A 14,477-nucleotide genomic window follows, 5' to 3' on the forward strand; every position below is an offset into this window, starting at 1 on the left:
TGTCCGACCCAGCCGTATCCTCTTCCGACGTGGCCCCCTACCGGCGAGCCCTCCGCACCGCCGGTGAGGGGGCCGCTGCGGTTGTCGTCGCGACGATCGTCGCCGCAGTGGGTCTGTTCGCGTTCGCGCGCGTGCAGTGGCCCGCATTCAACTCCTCGAACGTCACGCAGGCCGTCACGACGGTGCTGCAGGTGGGGGCGCTCGTCGTGCTCGCCTGCTCCGTCGTGCTGCTGCGCCGGCGGCGGTGGACGCTGTTCGCCCGGGTGCTGTCGTGGGCGGGCCTGTCCGGCCTGGTCACCGTCACCCTCGGGATGCCGTTGGCCGCGACGAAGCTCTATCTGCACGGCATCTCGGTCGACCAGGAGTTCCGCACCGAGTACCTGACCCGGCTCACCGACTCCCCGGCGCTGCGGGACATGACGTATGCGGATCTGCCGCCGTTCTACCCCGCCGGCTGGTTCTGGGTGGGCGGCCGCTTCGCGAGTCTGCTCGGCCTGGACGGCTGGGAGGCGTTCAAGCCGTGGTCGATCGTGTCGCTGGCCGTCGCCGCGGTCGTCGGGCTCGTGTTGTGGACCGCGCTGGTGCGGGTCGACCTGGCCGTGCTGGTCGCCACCGCCACCACGGCCGTCGTCCTCGCCTACGGCTCTCCGGAGCCGTACGGCGCGTTCGTCGCGCTGCTGATCGCACCTGCCCTCGTCATGGCGTGGGGGGCGCTGTCGCGCCCGGTGCGTCCTTCGGGCGGCAGCCCAAAGGACGCACCGGGCGGCGGAGCCGTCGTCGGGACCGGGCTCTTCCTGGGACTGGCCGCGACGTTCTACTCCCTCTATCTCGGGATCGCGGCGTTCACGGTGACGGTGATGGCCGTCGTCGCGGCGGTGCTGGCGCGCCGCACGGCAGGCACCTGGCGCGCCGCGGTCCCCGTGCTGGTACGGCTGGGCGTGATCGCGGGGATCGCCGTCGTCGTCGCGCTGCTCGTGTGGGCGCCGTTCGTGCTCGAGGTGCTGCGGGGCGGGTCCACCGCCGGATCCGGCACGGCGACGCACTACCTGCCCGAGACCGGCGCCCGGCTGCCGCTGCCGATGTTCCACGGCTCCCTGATCGGGCTGCTGTGCCTGCTCGGCACGGTGTGGCTGGTCGGGCGGGCCACGTCGTCGCGGCGCGCGCAGGCCCTCGGGCTCGGCGTGGTGTCCGTGTACCTGTGGTACCTGGCGTCGATGGCGCTGACCGCGCTGGGCAACACGCTGTTGGCCTTCCGCCTCGAGGTGATCCTGCTCGTGCTGCTCGCGGCTGCCGGCACGTTCGCGTTCGTCGACTTCACCCGGTGGATCGTGCTGGCCACCAGCGAGAACCAGCGGGTGCGGTGGTCGCTGATCGCGGTCGGCGCGCTGGGAGCGCTCGCGTTCACCCAGAACATCCCACAGGTCCTCGCGAACGAGATCACCGTCGCCTACACCGACACCGACGGCAACGGTGAACGCGCGGATCAGCGTCCGCCCGGCGCGGGCGCCTACTACGCCGAGCTGGACGAGACGATCACCGCGGCGCTGGGCCGGCCGCGCGACGAGATCGTCGTCCTCACCGCCGACACCACCTTCCTCGCCTACTACCCCTATCTCGGGTTCCAGGCGCTGACGTCGCACTACGCGAACCCGTTGGCGGACTTCGAGGGACGCGCCGCCGCGATCGAGGACTGGGCGTCGGTCGAGACGACCGACGAGCTGCTCGCCGCGTGGGACGAGTCCCCGTGGCGGGGACCCGATGCGATCGTGTTCCGGCAGGGCGCCGAGGGTTACACCCTCCGGCTCGCCGAGGACGTGTACCCCAACGACCCCAATGTCCGTCGCTACTCGGTGACGTATCCGAAGTCGCTGTTCGACGACCCGCGCTTCACGGTCTCGGAGATCGGTCCGTTCGTCGTCGTCACCCGCACGGGATAGCGCCGCGACCGTCCGCGGACACAGTTCGCGGACGGTCGTGGCGTCGACGTCCTAGGCGCGGCGCAGCGGCATCACCGACCGCACCACCGGATCGCGCAGATACAGGCCGGCCCAGACGAAGACACCGACGTAGACCGGGAACAGGATGGTGCTGAAGAGCGGCATCTCGTTGAACATGTTGGTGGCGACGGCGCCGCCGAGATACCCGGTCAGCAGCACCGCCCCGAGGATCGAGGTGGCCGGGACCAGGTACAGGGCCAGGCACACGAGCATGACGGCGCCGATGACGTAGTTGAGGTTCGGATCGAAGCCCAGATCGATCATCGCCTGCCGCGCCTGGTCGACGTTGAGGACGTGGATCGCGGCGTCGAACAGCAGGAACAGCACGACGAGGCCGGTGATCACCAGGCCGGCGATGCGGAACTTCCGGTCGGTGGGGCGCTCGGTAGGGCGGGTGGTGGTCGAGATCATGGCAGGCTCCTGGGTCGGGGTGGCGGTCTCGCTACGGACTGACCGGCCGGCCCCGGAAAACTCATCGCACTGCGAGGTTCCGGTTCGGCGACCCGAGCCCGCCTCGGCGCTCCGGCCGGGCCCGTGGCCCGGAACCGAGCCCCGGCTCACAACCGGGACGCCAGCAACTCGGCGAGGTGGACGCCGCGACGCTCGGTGAGATCGGCGATCTGGGTGCGGCAGGAGTAGCCGTCGGCGAGCACGACGTCGTCCGGGCCCGCCGCCGCGACCGCGGGCAGCAACTGGTGCCCGGCGACGGCGACCGAGACGTCGTAGTGCGCCGGCACCACCCCGAAGTTGCCGGCCAGACCGCAGCATCCGCCGAGCCGGGTGACCGTTGCACCGGCCCGGCGCAGCAGCGCGGCGTCGGCGCCCCAGCCCATCACGGCGTGGTGGTGGCAGTGCGGCTGGGCCACCACCGACGTCCCGGACAGCGACGGCGGTTCCCAGTCGCCGAGCAGTTCGGCCAGCGTCACCGTCGAGTCGGCGACGGCGCGTGCGGGTTCGAACCCGAGCAGCTCCACGGCGTCGGAGCGCAGGACCGCGGTGCACGACGGCTCGAGCCCCACGATCGGCATTCCGGCCGGGAACAGCGCGGAGATGGTGCGGCCCAGGATCTTCCGGGCCGTATCCAGCTGGCCGGTGGTGATCCACGTCAGCCCGCAGCACTGTTGCCGTTCGGTCACGCACACCCGGCGACCGGCGGCCTCGAGGACTTGCACCGCGGCGATCGCCACCTCCGGCGTGAAGTACTCGGTGAAAGTGTCGACGAACAGCAGGACGGGCGCGCCGTCCGTGCGCCGCTCGCCCGCCGTGTCCGTGAACCAGCGGCGGAACGTGCGGGGCGCGAACTCGGGTACCCGGCGACGCCGGTCCACACCGGCGAGGGTCAGCCCGGCGGACGCCACCCCCGGCAGCTTGGCGAGGGTGTTCACGACGCGTGGTGCGCGGCCGGCCAGCGCCGCCCAGCGCGGGAGCCGCCCCAGCGTGTAGTGCGAGGCGGGACGGAGCCGACCCCGGTAACTCTGATGCAGCACTTCGGATTTGAACGTCGCCATGTCGACACCGGTCGGGCAGTCGGAGGCACAGCCCTTGCACGCCAGGCACAGCTCGAGGGCCTCGTGCACCTCCGGTGAGCGCCAGGACCCGGTGACGAGCGTTCCGTTGAGCATCTCCTGCAGGACCCGGGCCCGGCCGCGGGTGGAGTCCTTCTCCTCCCGGGTCGCCAGGTAGGACGGGCACATGACCCCGCCGAGGCCGGCGGTGTCGGCGCGGCACTTGCCGACGCCGGTGCAGCGGTGCACAGCCTGCCGGAAGTCGCCGTCGTCGCCCGCGTACCGGAAGGCGAGCTCGTCCCGGACCCGGTGCGCGGCCGGAATCCGGAGGTCCCGGTCCACGGGGGCCGGGTCGACGAGTACACCGGGATTGAGCAGGCCTTCGGGGTCGAACACCGCCTTGACTGCGCCGAACAGCCGCAGCGCGGCCGGCGAGTACATCAGGGGCAGCAGTTCGCTGCGCACCCGGCCGTCGCCGTGCTCGCCCGACATCGACCCCCCGAACGACGCCGCGAGTTCTCCTGCAGCGAAAAGGAATTCGCGGAAAATCCCGGGCATCTCGAGCGGTACGTCGAGGCGGATGTGGATGCAGCCGTCGGCGAAGTGACCGTACGGATAGCCGGTCACGCCGTACCGGGACAGCAGCGACTCGAATTCGCGCAGGTACTCCCCCATCCGTTCCGGCGGGACGGCGGCGTCCTCCCAGCCGGAGTGGGCGGGCAGTCCGGCGGGGCTGCGCCCGGCCAGTCCCGCCCCGTCCTCCCGGATGCGCCACAGCTGCGCGGCCTTGTCCGGGTCGGTCACGATCAGCGAATCCATCTCCGCCGCAGCGTGTTCGACGGATCGCGCCCGCGTCAGGACCTCGTCGGCGTCGTCACCGGACAGTTCGACGAACAGCCATGCCGCCCCCCGCGGCAGCGGGGGCACCGCCGCCGCGCCGCGCCGCGCGCGTACGACGTCGACGATCCGCGAGTCGAGTCCCTCGCACGCGGTCGGACCGAAGCCGAGCAACGTGTGCGCGGCGTCGCCCGCCGTCGCGATGTCGGGGTAGCCGAGGGCCACCAGCACGCGCACCGCGGGGTCGGCGACGAGCCGCACCGTCGCCTCGGTGACGACCCCGAGTGTGCCCTCGCTGCCGACGAAGAAGCGCAGGACGTCGAACCCGTTCTCGGGCAACAGGTGTTCGAGGGCGTAGCCGGAGGCTTGCCGGCCGAACCGGCCGAACTCGGTGCGGATGGTGGCGAGGTGGTCGAGCGTGAGCCGGCGCAGCGATTCGAGAACGGGAGCGTCGTCGGGCAGCGACAGGTGCCGGCCCGCGCCGGTGAGCACCTCGAGCCCGAGCACGTTGTCGGATGTGCGGCCGTAGCCGAGGGTGCGGGCACCGCAGGCGTTGTTGCCGATCATCCCGCCGACGGTGCAGCGGTTGTGGGTGGACGGGTCGGGTCCGAAGCGCAGTCCGTACGGGGCGGCGGCGCGCTGTAGTTCGGACTGGACGACGCCGGGTTGCACGGTCGCCGTGCGCGCCTCGGGGTCGATCCGCAGGACCCGGTCGAGATGGCGGGCGAAGTCGAGTACGACGCCGGGCCCGACAGCGTTGCCGGCGACGGAGGTTCCGCCGCCGCGTGAGGTGAGCGGAACGCCGTGCCGGCGGCACACCTCGAGCGCGGTGGCGACGTCGTCGACCTCGCGGGGCCGCACCACCGCCTGCGGGGGTACCCGGTAGAGCGAGGCATCGGACGAGTAGAGGGCACGGGTGGTGGTGTCGTCGAACACCTCGGGGATGCCCGCGTCACGCAGGGCCTCGCCGATCGTCCTCGCCCGGGCCATAGGCCGATGCTAGTGCCTGCCGGGGTCGCTTCGTCGCAGGTCGGACCGGTACGACCGAGGGCGATGCGCCGTCAGCGGGAGGTGAGGACGACCGGCCCGTCCTCGGTGATCGCGACGGTGTGCTCGCAGTGCGCGGCCCGGCTGCCGTCGGCGGTGCGCAGCGTCCACCCGTCCGGGTCGTGCCGGTAGGCGTCGCCGCCCCCGGCGTGCAGCATCGGCTCGACGGCCAGCACCAGCCCCGGTCGCAACCGCATCCCGCGCCCCGCCCGGCCCTCGTTGGGCACGTGCGGGTCCTCGTGCATGCGGCGGCCGATGCCGTGACCGCCGTGGTCGGCGAGCATGCCGTAGCCGCAGGACCGGACGTATCCGCCGATCGCCGCGCCGATGTCGCCGAGACGGTTTCCCGGCACGGCCGCGGCGATGCCGCGCGCGAGGGCCTCTTCCGTCGCGGCGATCAGGGCGAGGGCCTCGCGGTCGGCGGTCCCGACGGTGAAGCTCACAGCGGCGTCCCCGCACCAGCCGTCGAGCACCGCCCCGCAGTCGATGCTCACCAGGTCACCGTCACGAAGCCGGTACCCCCCGGGAATGCCGTGGACGACGGCGTCGCCGACGCTCGCGCACACGACGCCGGGGAACGGCGACGGCGCCCAGTCCGGGTGGTAGCCGAGGAACGGGGACGTCGCGCCGGCGGCGCGGAGGACCTCGGCGGCGACGTCGTCGAGGTCCTGCAGGGAGACCCCGATTCCCGCGTGGGCCCGCACGGTCGCCAGCGCCTCCGCGACCACGGCACCGGCGGCGCGCATCGCCTCGATCTCGCCGGGCGTCTTCAACTCGACCATCTCACCTCCAATAGAAATACCGGTATTACTATACGGGAATGGTGCGCGAACCGCTTACTCCGGCCCAACTCGAGCGAGGGCGACGACTCGGCGAACGCCTCCGCGCGGCGCGCGGCACCGCCGGCATGGCCGTGATCGCCGGCGAGGCCGGAATCTCCGTCGAGACGCTCCGGAAGATCGAGACCGGACGCATCGCCACGCCCGCCTTCTTCACCGTCACCGCGCTCGCCCGGGTACTCGGACTCTCCCTCGACGACCTGGCCGGCGACCCGACGGACGATCCCGCCGAGCACGAGGCCGCCTCCTGACCGGAGGAGGCCACCCCCGCCTCCCCGTCCCTCGCCTAGCATCGATCCTTGTGCCCGTCGATGTCCTTTCGCCCGAAACGCCCGCTTACGCCGATACGAAGGCGCGCGTGCGCACGGCCAGGATCGTCGCGACGGTCAGCGGACTGCTCGGCATGCTGCTCGCCCTGGCCGTGCCGTTCCTGCCGGTCCGGCAGGAGGCCGCCACCGTCAGCTGGCCGCAGGGCACCGATCTGACCAACGTCGAGGCACCCCTCGTCTCCTACGCCCCCCTCGAACTGCGCGCGAGCGTGCCGTGCTCGGCCTTCCCGCTGCTCGGCGACGACGGCGGCACCCTGATCTCGACCGTGCCGCCGGACGCCCCCGACGCGACCGAGAACGCCCTCGTGATCCGCACCGTCCCCGGCACCGACGGTGGGCCCGCCACCATGGAGGTGGTGCTGCGCAACTCGGTCGTCGTGTCGGCACCGATCGACGACGAGCACAGATGCACGGCCGTCACCGTCGCCACCAACGCCGACCGCACCGCCGCCGAGATCGTCGGCCTCGAGCAACACGACGACGGGCACCACGTCGCCACGCTCGACGGCGATCACCGGCCGCAGATGGTCGGCGTCTACTCCGACCTGCAGGGATCGGCTCAGGGCCTCACCTCCGGCCCGGACGCCGAGCGGCTGTCCGTCCGCGCCGCCCTCGACTCGCGGTTCACCTCCACCCCGACGCTGGTCAAGTTCGTCGCGATGCTCGTGTGCATCCTCGCGACCCTGCTGTCGCTCGTGGCGCTGCACCGCCTCGACGGCGTCGACAACCGCCGCGCCCGCCGGGTCCTGCCCGCCCACTGGTGGCGGTTCACCGCGGTGGACGCGGTCGTCGTGGGCACGCTGCTGCTGTGGCACGTCATCGGCGCCAACACCTCCGACGACGGCTACATCCTCACCATGGCCCGCGCCTCCGACGAGGCCGGCTACATGGCCAACTACTACCGGTGGTTCGGTGTCCCCGAGGCCCCGTTCGGCTGGTACTACGACGTGCTCGTCCTGCTCGCGAAGGTCTCCACCGCCAGCGTGTGGATGCGGCTGCCCGCCCTGCTCGCCGCGATCGCGTGCTGGATGGTCATCAGCCGCGAGGTCATCCCCCGGCTCGGCGTCGCCGTCCGCCGCAACCGCATCGCGCTGTGGACGGCGGGGCTGGTGTTCCTCGCCTTCTGGCTGCCGTACGACAACGGCCTGCGCCCCGAGCCCGTCATCGCGCTCGGCGCCCTGCTCACCTGGTGCTCGATCGAACGCGCCGTCGCCACCGGCCGCATGCTGCCCGCCGCGATCGCCGTGCTGCTCGCCGCCTTCTCCCTCGCCGCCGGCCCCACGGGACTCATCGCGGTCGCCGCGCTCGTCGCCGGGGCGCGGCCCGTCGTCGTCCGGCTGGTCGGCCGCCGCCGGCTCGTCGGGGTGGTCCCGCCCATCGCCGCCATCCTCGCCGCGGGCACCGTCGTCCTCGTCGTCGTCTTCGCCGACCAGACCCTCGCGTCGGTGCTCGAGGCGACCCGGGTGCGCTCGGCCGTCGGACCCAACGTGCCGTGGTTCGACGAACGGCTGCGCTGGGACGCGCTGCTGACCGTCTCCCCCGACGGATCCCTCAGCCGCCGGTTCGGCGTGTTCGTCATGCTGCTGTGCCTGGTCGTGTGCGTGATGCTGATCCTGCGCAAGGGCCGCATCCCCGGCACCGCTCTCGGGCCGTCGCGCCGCATCCTCGGCATCGTCTTCGCGTCCCTGCTGCTGATGATGCTCACCCCGACCAAGTGGACCCACCACTTCGGCGTGTACGCCGGACTGGCCGGATCCGTCGCCGCGCTCGCCGCGGTCGGGGTCGGCGCCGTCGGCATCCGCTCCGCCCGCAACCGCGCGCTCTTCACCGCCGGGGTGCTGTTCGTGCTGGCGCTCGCATTCACCGGCTCCAACGGCTGGTGGTACGTCTCCAGCTACGGGATTCCCTGGTGGGACAAGCCGCCGTCGATCTCCGGACGCGCCTTCTCCACCGGCCTGCTGGCGCTGGCCCTGGTCGCGCTCGGCGTCGCCGCCTGGTTCCATCTGCGTGAACCGTTCGCCACCCCGAAACCCGACCGCAACGGCCGCGTGAAGGCGATCGCCTCGGCACCGCTGACCGTCGTCGCCGCGGGCGTCGTCCTGTTCGAGGTGCTCTCGCTCGTCAAGGGCGCGGTCGCGCAGTATCCGGCGTACTCGATCGCCCGGTCCAACGCCGCCGCCCTGACCGGCGGCAGCTGCGGCCTCGCCGACGACGTCCTCGTCGAGACCGACCCGAATGCCACCGCGCTGGCCCCCGTCGCCGGCGACGCCGCCGGAGCCCTCGGCGCCGGCACCGCCGACGGCTTCACCCCGAACGGCGTCGCCCTCGATCTCACCGCCGACGAGGAGATCTCCACCACGGGCGGCGCCAACACGGTCGACACCGAGGAGGGCGGCACCACCACCTCCACGGGCGCCGGCACCGGCGGCGGCCGCGGTGCCGCCGGCATCAACGACAGCACCGTCGCGCTGCCGTTCGGCCTGGACCCGGCCCGCACCCCCGTGCTCGGCAGCTACCGCACCGGCGCGCAGCAGGAAGCCGTGCTCGAGTCCGGTTGGTATGCGCTGCCCGAGCGCACCGACGCCACGCCGCTGCTGGTGGTCACCGTCGCCGGCCGTGTGCACTACGTCGACCCCGACGGCGTCCTCACCCCAGGCGCGGACGTGCTGCTCGAGTTCGGCCGCACCGGCGACGGGTCGAGCGTCGAGCCGCTGGCCCGCGTCGCGCCCATCGACATCGGACCGTCTCCGTCGTGGCGCAACCTGCGGGTGCCGAGCGACCGGATCCCCGCCGACGCCGACACCGTCCGGCTGGTGGTGACCGACGGCAACCTGGCACCCGACCAGTGGGTGGCGGTCACGCCGCCGCGGATGCCCCGCCTCGAGACGCTGAACACCGTCGTCGGCTCCACGGCACCGGTCCTGCTCGACTGGTCGGTGGGGTTGGCGTTCCCCTGCCAGCGTCCCTTCGACCACCGCTACGGTGTCGCCGAGGTCCCCGAGTTCCGGATCCTGCCCGACCGGGTCGGGGCCGACTCCACCAACGGTTGGCAGGACGACGTCGGTGGCGGCCCGCTCGGCTGGATACCGCTGCTGCTCACCGCCGAGACCGTCCCCACCTATCTGAATCACGACTGGGACCGCGACTGGGGCTCGCTGGAGCGGTACGCGCCCATCGATCCGGGCGCGACACCTGCCGAAATCACCACCGAGGACGTCATCCGCTGGGGCTGGTGGACACCCGGTCCGATCCGCGACGGTGTGCCCGTAATGCGTGAATGAGGTCGTACGCGGCGGTAGGGACGGTGCGTCCGCTCATCTGCGCCCGATACCATCGACAATCGTGCCCGACGACGTGACCACAGTTCCCGCCCCCTCCGCAGCCGTTTCGCGGCCGCCGGTTGCCCGGGATCTGCGGGCGCAGTACCGCACCGCCCGGCTCGTCGCCGTGGTGGCGGGCCTGCTCGGTGTGCTCCTCGCCGTCGCGACCCCGTTCCTGCCCGTCAAGGTCACCGAAGCCACCGTCACCTGGCCGCAGAACGGCTCGACCGGACCGGTCGAGGTGCCGCTCATGTCGCAGGTGCCGCTGCGGCTGAGCGCGACCGTGCCGTGCACCGCCGTCGCCGGCATGCCGCCCGGCGGCGGCATGCTCCTGGCGACCGCGCCGCCGAGCGGTGAGGGCGCCGCACTCAACGCGATGTTCGTGCGGGTGGGCGCCGAGAACGTCGACGTTCTCGACCGCAACGTCGTCGTGGCCACCGCCCCGCGCAGCGACGTCGAGTCCGCCGCGTGCGCCGAGATCAGCATCTTCTCCGACGTCGACCGCACGACCGCGGAGTTCGTCGGCCTGAGCGACGAGAACGGAAATCCGCGCGCCGGTGAGCTGACCGGCGATCTGCGTCCCCTCGTCGTCGGCGTGTTCAGCGACCTGGACACCCCGGTGCCCGGCATGTCGGTGACCGTCGACGTCGACTCCCGGTTCTCGTCGTCGCCGACGGTGGTCAAGCTCCTCGCGATGATCCTGGCGGCCCTGTCGACCGCGCTGGCGGTCGGTGCGCTCGCCAAGCTCGATGGCACCGACGGCCGGGGACATCGCCGCTTCCTGCCGTCGCGCTGGTGGAAATTCACCGGTGTCGACGCGGTCGTCGTGGGCACCCTCGTCGGATGGCACTTCTTCGGAGCGAACACCTCCGACGACGGCTACCTGCTGACCATGGCCCGGGTGTCCGAGCACTCCGGCTACATGGCCAACTACTTCCGCTGGTTCGGCGTCCCCGAGGCCCCCTTCGGCTGGTACTACGACGTGCTCGCCGCGTTCGCCGAGATCTCCACCGCCAGCGTCTGGATGCGTCTGCCCGCCCTGCTCGCCGGCATCACCTGCTGGATGGTGATCAGCCGCGAGGTGGTGCCCCGCCTCGGCCGGGCCGTCCGGCACAACACCGTCGCCCTGTGGACCGGCGGCCTGGTGTTCCTCGCCTTCTGGCTGCCCTACAACAACGGCCTGCGTCCGGAGCCGATCGTCGCGCTCGGCGCCCTGCTGACCTGGTGCTCGATCGAACGGGCGATCGCCACGGGCCGGTTGCTGCCGGCCGCGACGGCCGTGATGATCGGCGCGTTCACCCTCGCCGCCGCCCCGACCGGCCTGATGTGTATAGCCGCCCTGCTCGCCGGCATCCGGCCCATGACCCGGATCGTCGTGCGCCGCCACCGCGAGGTCGGGACGCTGCCGCTGCTCGCCCCGATCGCCGCCGCCGGTACGCTCGTGCTCGTCGTCGTGTTCTCCGACCAGACCCTCGCCGCCGTGCTCGAGGCCACCCGCGTGCGCACGATCATCGGCCCGAACGAGGAGTGGTGGAACGACTTCCTCCGCTACTACTACCTGTTCGTGCAGACCGTCGACGGCTCGCTCGCCCGCCGGTTCGCGTTCCTCGTCATGCTGCTGTGCCTGTTCACGTCGCTGCTGGTGCTGCTGCGCCGGCGCCGGATTCCCGGCGTCGCGACGGGACCGTCGTGGCGGCTGATCGGCATCGTCTTCGGCACGATCTTCTTCATGATGTTCAACCCCACGAAGTGGACCCACCACTTCGGGGCGTACGCGGGCATCGCGGGTTCCCTCGCGGCCCTCACCGCGGTCGTCGTCTCGGCGAGTGCGCTGCGGTCGCGGCGCAACCGCACGATCTTCCTCGCCGGACTGCTGTTCGTGCTGGCCGTGTCGTTCGCGGGCATCAACGGCTGGTGGTACGTGTCGAGCTACGGCATCCCGTGGTTCGACAAGACCGTCTCCTTCAAGGGCAACCAGTCCAGTTCGCTGTTCCTGATCCTCTTCGGGCTCGCCCTCGGGCTCGTCGCGTGGCAGTACCTGCGGGAGGGCTACGCGCCGCCGCAACCCAGACCCACGACCCGCAAGGGCCGCCGGATCCGCAAGTTCGCCGCGGCGCCCCTGACCGTCGTCGCCGGAGCGATGGTGCTCTTCGAGGTGCTGTCGCTGCTCAAGGGCGCGGTATCGCAGTATCCGGCGTATTCGCTCGCCCGGTCCAACGTCGGCGCGCTCGCCGGCCAGACGTGCGGGCTGGCCGACGACGTCCTCGTCGAATCGGACCCGAACTCCGGTCGGCTCGCGCCCATCGTCGACCCGGACAACCCGCCCCGCGGCGGCGACGCCCTCGCCGGCGCCGAACCCGTGGGCTTCGATCCCAACGGCATCCCGTCGGACCTCACGGCCGACTACGTCGAGGTCAAGCCCGGCCAGGGCAACACCGACAACCAGAGCGTCGGGCCGACGTTCGAGACCGGCGCCGGCGGCGGCACCACCGGCGGCACCGGCGCCCGCACCGTCAACGGCTCCGACGCCAAGCTGCCGTTCGGCCTCGACCCGGCCGTCACCCCCGTGCTCGGCAGCTACCAGGAGGGCGTGCAGGAACCGGCGCTGCTCACGTCGAGCTGGTACGGGCTGCCCGAGCGCACCGACGACGCGCCGCTCGTCGTCATCTCGGCAGCGGGCCGCATCTGGTCCGTCGACGACACCGGCGCCACCACCTACGGGCAGTCACTGCTCGTCGAGTACGGCAGGCGCCTGCCCGACGGCACCGTCGAGCCGCAGGGCACCTATCTGCCGCGCGACATCGGGCCCGCGCCGTCGTGGCGGAACCTGCGCATCCCGCTGTCGGAGCTGCCCGCCGACACCGACGCCGTCCGCATCGTCGCCAACGACCCCAACCTCACCGGCGACCAGTGGCTGGCGTTCACCCCGCCGCGCGTGCCGAAACTCGAGACGCTCGACGCCGTGGTCGGCTCCGAGCAGCCGGTGCTGCTCGACTGGGCGGTCGGCCTGCAGTTCCCGTGCCAGCGCCCGTTCGACCACCGCTACGGCATCGCCGAGATGCCGAACTACCGCATCCTGCCGGACCGACCGCTGGCCGTATCCTCCACCGACACTTGGCAGTCCGCGGACAACGGCGGCCCCCTCGGCTTCACCGAGGCCCTCGCGCGCCCCGAGCAGATCCCCACGTATCTGAAGAACGACTGGGCCCGCGACTGGGGCTCGCTCGAGCGGTACGTGCGGTTCTACCCGGACGCGGTGCCGGCACAGCCGCAGACCGCCGAGGTCACCCGCTCCGGGCTGTGGAACCCGGCCACGCTGCGCGTGTACGAGTAGGCCACCCTTCTGCCCGCCGACCGCGCGTGCGGACCTCGTGCCCGTTGGACCGAATGTCACACCGGTTCGCTTCTATCGACCGAATGTGACATTCGGTCCGTCCGTCCGCCCGCCCGTCCGCCCGTCCGTCCGTCCGGGACAGGTAGTCCACAACCACACGGTTCATCCACAGATTTCGCCCACCCTCCCGTTGTTCCCCTCGAACGCGGCATTTTCCGGTGATCATGGGCGGCATGAGACGCGGTACGTGGGGGGACGACGTCGAACAGCTCGTCGGGTTGAGTGTCAACGGCATCGTCCGCACCTCGACACTGTTGGGTTGCGGGATGAGCAGCAGCACAATTTCCGGTCGTTGCCGGAAGGGTGGTCCGTGGCAACGGATTCTGCCCGGTGTCGTTGCGCTGCACAGCGGCCCGCTCACCCAACTGCACCGACAGACGGCAGCGCAGATGTACGGAGGCGACGAGGCCGTCATCTCCGGCCACGCCGCGCTCGGCGTGCACGGATACACCCCCTCGGCGACGAAGAGCGACATCCTGCTGCTCATCCCGCAGAATCGGCATCGCAGGAACTTCTCGTTCGTCACCGTCGAACGCAGTTGGCGTGTACCCGAACCCGTACGCAAGGGCACGCTGCGGATCGCACCCGTCGCGCGCAGCCTGCTCGACGCCGGACGGCGCACGTCACGAACGGACGACTGCCGCGCCTTGTTCGCCGCCGCACTCCAACGCGGCGATGTCACCGTGGACCATCTGGCACGCGAGCTTGCAGACGGCAGCAGCCGGGGAACGGCGGTGCCCCGCAGGGTGATCCAGGAGCTGGTCGACGATGCGCACTCGGTCGCCGAGATCGAGGCCCAGAAGCTGTACTCCACCTCGGGCCTGCCCGCGATGGTGCACAACCGCGAGGTCGAGGACTCGAACGGAACCTGGATCGCCCGTCCGGACGGCTGGCTCGACGCCGTGGCACTGGCGTGGGAGATCGACTCGTTCGCACATCATCTCAGCGCACGAGACCACGAGGCGACGATGCGGCGCCGGGCCGTCATGCAGCGGCACGGGATCATCGTCGTCACCCATCTGCCCAGGCAGATCCGGCACGAACCGGCGGTCGTGCTCGCCGACCTTGCGGCGGCTTATCAGCAGGGTCTCGAACGTCCACGGCCCGATGTCCGGTTGCGGTAACCCCCCGCGCGACGAACCGAATGTCACATTGCGTCGATACGGGCGGTTTCAGGCGGCCGATGCGACAAGCTCGGTGAACGCTTCG

Annotated in this window: 8 protein-coding genes; 5 read left to right on the forward strand and 3 right to left on the reverse strand. The window is 71.6% G+C overall.

Annotated elements, in window-relative coordinates; genetic code table 11:
- The first annotated feature begins 29 nt into the window (after positions 1–29).
- Positions 30–1,937 (forward strand): galactan 5-O-arabinofuranosyltransferase, encoded by a 1,908-nt coding sequence (locus tag QYS60_RS25070; RefSeq protein WP_371384575.1) that lies wholly within the window; start codon positions 30–32, stop codon positions 1,935–1,937.
- A gap of 51 nt (positions 1,938–1,988) precedes the next feature.
- On the opposite strand, the gene QYS60_RS25075 is transcribed toward QYS60_RS25070, so the two are convergent.
- The 3 genes from QYS60_RS25075 to map form a co-directional block, all read right to left on the reverse strand.
- Positions 1,989–2,408: a DoxX family protein gene (locus tag QYS60_RS25075; protein ID WP_289378977.1), complete on the reverse strand. Its 420-nt coding sequence runs from the start codon at positions 2,406–2,408 to the stop codon at positions 1,989–1,991.
- Positions 2,409–2,554: 146 nt separating this feature from the next.
- Positions 2,555–5,329, reverse strand: a complete 2,775-nt coding sequence (locus QYS60_RS25080) for an FAD-binding and (Fe-S)-binding domain-containing protein (RefSeq protein ID WP_371384576.1) — start codon at positions 5,327–5,329, stop codon at positions 2,555–2,557.
- Positions 5,330–5,400: 71 nt separating this feature from the next.
- Positions 5,401–6,168 (reverse strand): type I methionyl aminopeptidase, encoded by a 768-nt coding sequence (map, locus tag QYS60_RS25085; RefSeq protein ID WP_371384577.1) that lies wholly within the window; start codon positions 6,166–6,168, stop codon positions 5,401–5,403.
- Positions 6,169–6,206: 38 nt separating this feature from the next.
- On the opposite strand from map, the gene QYS60_RS25090 reads away from it, so the two are divergent.
- From QYS60_RS25090 to QYS60_RS25105, 4 genes are all read left to right on the forward strand, one after another.
- Positions 6,207–6,476 (forward strand): helix-turn-helix domain-containing protein, encoded by a 270-nt coding sequence (locus QYS60_RS25090; protein ID WP_371384578.1) that lies wholly within the window; start codon positions 6,207–6,209, stop codon positions 6,474–6,476.
- 107 nt (positions 6,477–6,583) lie between these two features.
- Positions 6,584–9,835, forward strand: a complete 3,252-nt coding sequence (locus QYS60_RS25095; protein ID WP_371384579.1) for an arabinosyltransferase domain-containing protein — start codon at positions 6,584–6,586, stop codon at positions 9,833–9,835.
- Between the two features lie 61 nt (positions 9,836–9,896).
- Positions 9,897–13,208, forward strand: a complete 3,312-nt coding sequence (locus QYS60_RS25100; RefSeq protein ID WP_371384580.1) for an arabinosyltransferase domain-containing protein — start codon at positions 9,897–9,899, stop codon at positions 13,206–13,208.
- A gap of 233 nt (positions 13,209–13,441) precedes the next feature.
- On the forward strand, positions 13,442–14,392 hold the full coding sequence (locus QYS60_RS25105) for a hypothetical protein (protein WP_371384581.1): 951 nt from the start codon (positions 13,442–13,444) through the stop codon (positions 14,390–14,392).
- The last annotated feature ends 85 nt before the right edge of the window (positions 14,393–14,477 follow it).

The sequence above is a fragment of the Rhodococcus sp. GXMU-t2271 genome, from assembly GCF_041414735.1.
Classification (GTDB): Bacteria; Actinomycetota; Actinomycetes; order Mycobacteriales; family Mycobacteriaceae; genus Rhodococcus; species Rhodococcus indonesiensis.

Excerpts from the sequence above, each read along its gene's own strand:
- QYS60_RS25075 (WP_289378977.1), bottom strand. The coding sequence starts at position 2,408 with ATGATCTCGACCACCACCCGCCCTACCGAGCGCCCCACCGACCGGAAG.
- QYS60_RS25080 (WP_371384576.1), bottom strand. The coding sequence starts at position 5,329 with ATGGCCCGGGCGAGGACGATCGGCGAGGCCCTGCGTGACGCGGGCATC.
- map (WP_371384577.1), bottom strand. The coding sequence starts at position 6,168 with ATGGTCGAGTTGAAGACGCCCGGCGAGATCGAGGCGATGCGCGCCGCC.
- QYS60_RS25090 (WP_371384578.1), top strand. The coding sequence starts at position 6,207 with ATGGTGCGCGAACCGCTTACTCCGGCCCAACTCGAGCGAGGGCGACGA.
- QYS60_RS25105 (WP_371384581.1), top strand. The coding sequence starts at position 13,442 with ATGAGACGCGGTACGTGGGGGGACGACGTCGAACAGCTCGTCGGGTTG.